Raw genomic sequence first — 4,670 nt, 5'->3', positions numbered from 1 at the left:
GGCCCGCGTCGGCCCGCGTCGGCCCGCGTCGGCCCGCGTCGGCCCGCGTCGGCCCGCGTCGGCCCGCGTCGGCCCGCGTCGCCCCGCGTCGCCCCGCGTCGCCCCGCGACACCCCGTCTCCCGCGCCGGTCACTGGGTCGCGCCGTCATGTGCGCGCCCTGCCCGGCCCGTCCCTGTGTCCTCATCGGCTTCGCCGTGCCCTTTCGTCTGAGGGCTGGATAAACGTGACAGCCGGTGGTCGTTGACCAAAAGGTGATCTGCGCGGGCGTTGACAACGTTGTCTATCCGAAGGATCTTCGGTGACAACGTTGTCAGCTTCCTCGGAGGTCCCGGCATGCGGAGAGCACACCTGGCCGCGTTGGCGAGCGCCCTGGTCCTGGCGTTACCCGGGGTGGCGCTGGCCGACCCGCCACCCTCGCCACTCCCCTCGGACGCGCCGTCCGCCACCCCCACCCCACCCCCACCCCCGCCCGAGATCACCCCGCCTCCGTCCGCCCGCAGGGCGCAGGTGAACCTCGCCCCCGCCGACGCGCTCTTCCACAGCTCCTTCGAACCCGGCCAGCCGCAGCCGACCTGGGTCAACACGGTCGACGAGGTCAAGGGCGCCGAAGGCGTCACCGGCGGCACGACCGGCGGCATCCCCGGCAACATCACCGACGAGGTCGTCGAGGTGAACGCCAGCGGCGAGTTCAGCGCCGCCGGTGAGGTGAAGGAGAACCTCTTCGACGGCGACGTCAACACCAAGTGGCTGGTCTTCGCCGGCACCGGCTGGGTGTCGGCGAAGCTGTCCAAGCCCATCAGGGTCGCTCGCTACGCGCTGGCCTCCGCCAACGACGCGCCCGAGCGGGACCCGCGCGACTGGGCGCTCGAAGGCTCCGTCGACGGCCGGACGTGGACCGCCGTCGACACCCGCGCGGGAGAGGTGTTCGACGCCAGGCTGAAGACCCGCGAGTTCGTGGTCGCCAACCCCGGCGCCTACCTGTACTACCGGCTGAACGTCACGCGCAACGGCTCGGGCGGCATCGTCCAGCTCGCCGAGCTGCAGCTGTCGGACGGCGACACCGCGCCCAAGCCGCCCTCCGACATGCGCAGCCTGGTCAGCGGCGGCCCGAGCGGCGGGTTCACCGCCAAGCCGCGCGCCGGCTACACGGGCCTGAAGGCGCTGCGCTACTCCGGCAGCACCACGAGCGAGCGGGGCGGCCGCTCCACCAACAAGCTCTTCGAGGTCGACGTCCCCGTCGGCCCCGACACCGAGCTGTCCTACAAGATCTTCCCCGAGTTCACCGGCGCCGACCTGCGCTATCCGAGCACCTACGCCGGACTCGACCTCGCCTTCTCCGACGGCACCTACCTCAGCGACCTGCAGGCCCGCGACCACCACGGCACCAGGGCCGTCGCCCGCGCCCAGGGCGAGTCGAAGACGCTCTACGCCGACCAGTGGAACAACAATCGCGTACGGCTCGGCGAGATCGCCAAGGGCAAGCGCGTCACGCGCATCCTGGTCGCCTTCGACGCCCCGGTGGGGCCGCTGCCGTTCAAGGGCTTCGTCGACGACATCACGCTGGCCGACACCAGGGCGCAGGCCCCGTCGAGCGTCGCCGACCACGCGATCACGACCAGGGGCACCCATTCCACCGGCGGCTTCTCGCGCGGCAACACCTTCCCCGCCACCGCCGTCCCCCACGGTTTCAACTTCTGGACCCCGATGACCGGGTCCGGCTCCAACTCCTGGCTGTACGAGTACCACCGCAACGGCAACCCCGACAACATCCCCACCATCCAGGCGTTCGCCGCCAGTCACGAGCCGAGCCCGTGGATGGGCGACCGGCAGTCCTTCCAGGTCATGCCGTCGCTGCTGGCCGTCCCCAACCCTGACAGGGTGGCCCGAGCCACCCCGTTCACCCACGACAGGGAGACGGCCAGGCCGTACTACTACGCGGTCGACCTGCTCAACGGCATCCGCACCGAGATCGCCCCCGCCGACCACGCGGCGGTCTTCCGCTTCACCTTCCCCGAGGAGCGGGGCAGCCTGATCTTCGACAACTACAACAACGACGGCGGCCTGACGATCGACGGGGGAGTGGTCACCGGTTTCACCGACGCCCGCAGCGGGCTGTCGGCCGGCGCGACCAGGATGTTCGTCCACGCCGTCTTCGACCAGACCCCGACCGGCGGCGGCAAGCTCACCGGGGCGGGGCGCGACAACGTCACCGGCTACCTGGCCTTCGGCGCCAAGCAGGTGACCATGCGCATCGCGACCTCCTTCATCAGCGTCGCGCAGGCCAAGCGCAACCTGGAACTGGAGGCCGGCGGCTTCGAGGAGGTCAAGGCGCGGGCGAAGAAGGCGTGGGAGGACAAGCTCGGCGTCATCGAGGTGGAGGGCGCCACGGACGACCAGCTGACCACGCTCTACTCCAACCTCTACCGCCTGTTCCTGTATCCGAACTCGGGCTTCGAGAACACCCCCGAGGGCTCTCGCCACGCCAGCCCGGTGGCGCCGCGCACCGGCGCCGACACGCCCACCCAGACCGGGGCCAAGGTGGTCGCCGGCAAGATCTACGTCAACAACGGCTTCTGGGACACCTACCGGACCACCTGGCCCGCCTACACCCTGCTCAGCCCCGGTACGGCGGGCGAGCTGATCGACGGATTCGTCCAGCAGTACCGCGACGGCGGCTGGATCGCCAGGTGGTCGTCGCCCGGCTACGCCGACCTGATGGTCGGCACCAGCTCCGACGTGGCCTTCGCCGACGCCTACGTCAAGGGCGTGCGCGGCTTCGACGTCAAGGGCGCCTACGAGGCGGCGCTGAAGAACGCCACCGTCGTGCCGCCCAACGCCGCCGTCGGCCGCAAGGGCATGCAGACCTCGGTCTTCCGCGGCTACACCGCGAGGGACGAGGTGGGCGAGGCCATGTCGTGGGCCGTCGACGGCTACATCAACGACTTCGGCATCGCCGGCATGGCGCAGGCGCTCGGCCGTACGGAGGAGGCGGAGTACTTCCGGTCCAGGGCGCTCAACTACGTCACCATGTTCGACCCCGCGGTCGGCTTCTTCCAGGGCCGCGACTCCAGCGGCGCGTGGCGCTGGACGCCCTCGCAGTACGACCCGCGCGTGTGGGGCCACGACTACACCGAGACCAACGGCTGGAACATGGCCTTCCACGCCCCGCAGGACGGGGTCGGTCTCGCCGCCCTGTACGGCGGCCGCGCCGGCCTGGCCAAGAAGCTCGACGACTTCTTCGCGAGCCAGGAGACCGCGACGTTCCCCGGCTCCTACGGCGGCATCATCCACGAGATGCGCGAGGCCAGGGACGTCAGGATGGGCCAGTACGGCCACAGCAACCAGCCCTCCCACCACGTCATCTACATGTACGACTACGCGGGCCAGCCGTGGAAGGCGCAGGCCAAGGCGCGGGAGGCGCTGTCGCGGCTCTACCTCGGCAGCGAGATCGGCCAGGGCTATCCGGGCGACGAGGACAACGGCGAGATGTCGGCCTGGTACCTCTTCAGCGCGCTCGGCTTCTACCCGCTCCAGGTGGGCAGCCCGCACTACGCGGTCGGCTCGCCGCTGTTCACCAAGGCCACCGTGCACCTGCCCGGCGGCAGGAAGCTGGTCGTCAACGCGCCGGAGAACAGCGCCCGCAACGTCTACGTCCAGGGGCTCAAGGTGAACGGCAAGGCGTGGACCTCCACCTCGCTGCCGCACGACGTCCTGGCCGAGGGCGCGGTGCTCGACTTCGCCATGGGGCCCGAGCCCTCCACGTGGGGCACGCCGCTGCAGTCGATCACCCCTGAGGGGCAGTCGCCGCGGCCGATGCGCGACATCCCGGTCACCGGCGGCCCCACCGCACTCTCGGACGACACCTCGGCCACCGCGGCGGTGTTCAGCGGCCCCGTCACGCTGACCGCGGCGGGCCGCCAGCCGGTCACCTTCTACACGCTCACCTCGGCCGCCTCCGCGGCCCCGAGGGCGTGGAAGCTGGAGGGCTCCTACGACGGCACCACCTGGAGCGTCATCGACGAGCGCAAGGAGGAGAGCTTCGCCTGGCAGAAGCAGACCAGGCCCTTCAAGATCGCAAACCCGGGCCGGTTCGGCCACTACCGCTTCACGACGTCCGGGACCGTCGCCGAGCTGGAACTGCTGGCCGTACCCGACCAGGCCTGTTCGAGGACCGTCAGCGGCACCCACCGGGGTCCGCTGGTCGTGACCGAGGGCGTCACCTGCCTGGCCGAGGACGCCACCGTCACCGGCCCCGTCACGGTACGGCAGGGCGCCGGCCTGCTGGCGAAGGACGCCACGATCGAGGGGCCGGTCACCGCGCACCAGGCCGCCGCGCTCGTCCTCACCGCTTCCTCGGTGGGCGGTCCGGTGAGCGTCTCGGGCGTGCGCGGCGAGGTGAGCCTGGAGGCGGCCGAGGTCCGCGGCCCCGTCACGCTGACCCGCAACGCCGCCCCGCTGGTCAGCGCCAGCACCGTCGGCGGCCCGCTCACCTGCGCGGGCAACGATCCGGCGATGCGCGACAACGGGCTGCCGAACGCGGTCCGAGGCCCGGTGACCTGCTGACCGCCGCGCTCCCGGGCGGAGTACGACCCGGTCGCCCGCGCCGCGCTGGTCACCGGCATCCAGGACAAGGTCACCCGCGACGTGGCGTGGATGCCGCTGAACAACC

1 protein-coding gene is annotated in these 4,670 nt (G+C 71.3%); it reads left to right on the top strand.

The genetic code is table 11. From position 1 onward, the window contains the following. The first annotated feature begins 334 nt into the window (after positions 1 to 334). On the top strand, positions 335 to 4,564 hold the full coding sequence (locus ACWDLG_RS44995) for a GH92 family glycosyl hydrolase (protein ID WP_449931804.1): 4,230 nt from the start codon (positions 335 to 337) through the stop codon (positions 4,562 to 4,564). Positions 4,565 to 4,670: the final 106 nt, after the last annotated feature.

The sequence above is a fragment of the Nonomuraea sp. NPDC003727 genome, assembly GCF_053586935.1.
Note: the sequence above shows the minus strand (reverse complement) of the source record. Positions and strands in the feature narration are given on the sequence as shown.

Coding starts and splice junctions, on each gene's coding strand:
- ACWDLG_RS44995 (WP_449931804.1), top strand. CDS start 335: ATGCGGAGAGCACACCTGGCCGCGTTGGCGAGCGCCCTGGTCCTGGCG.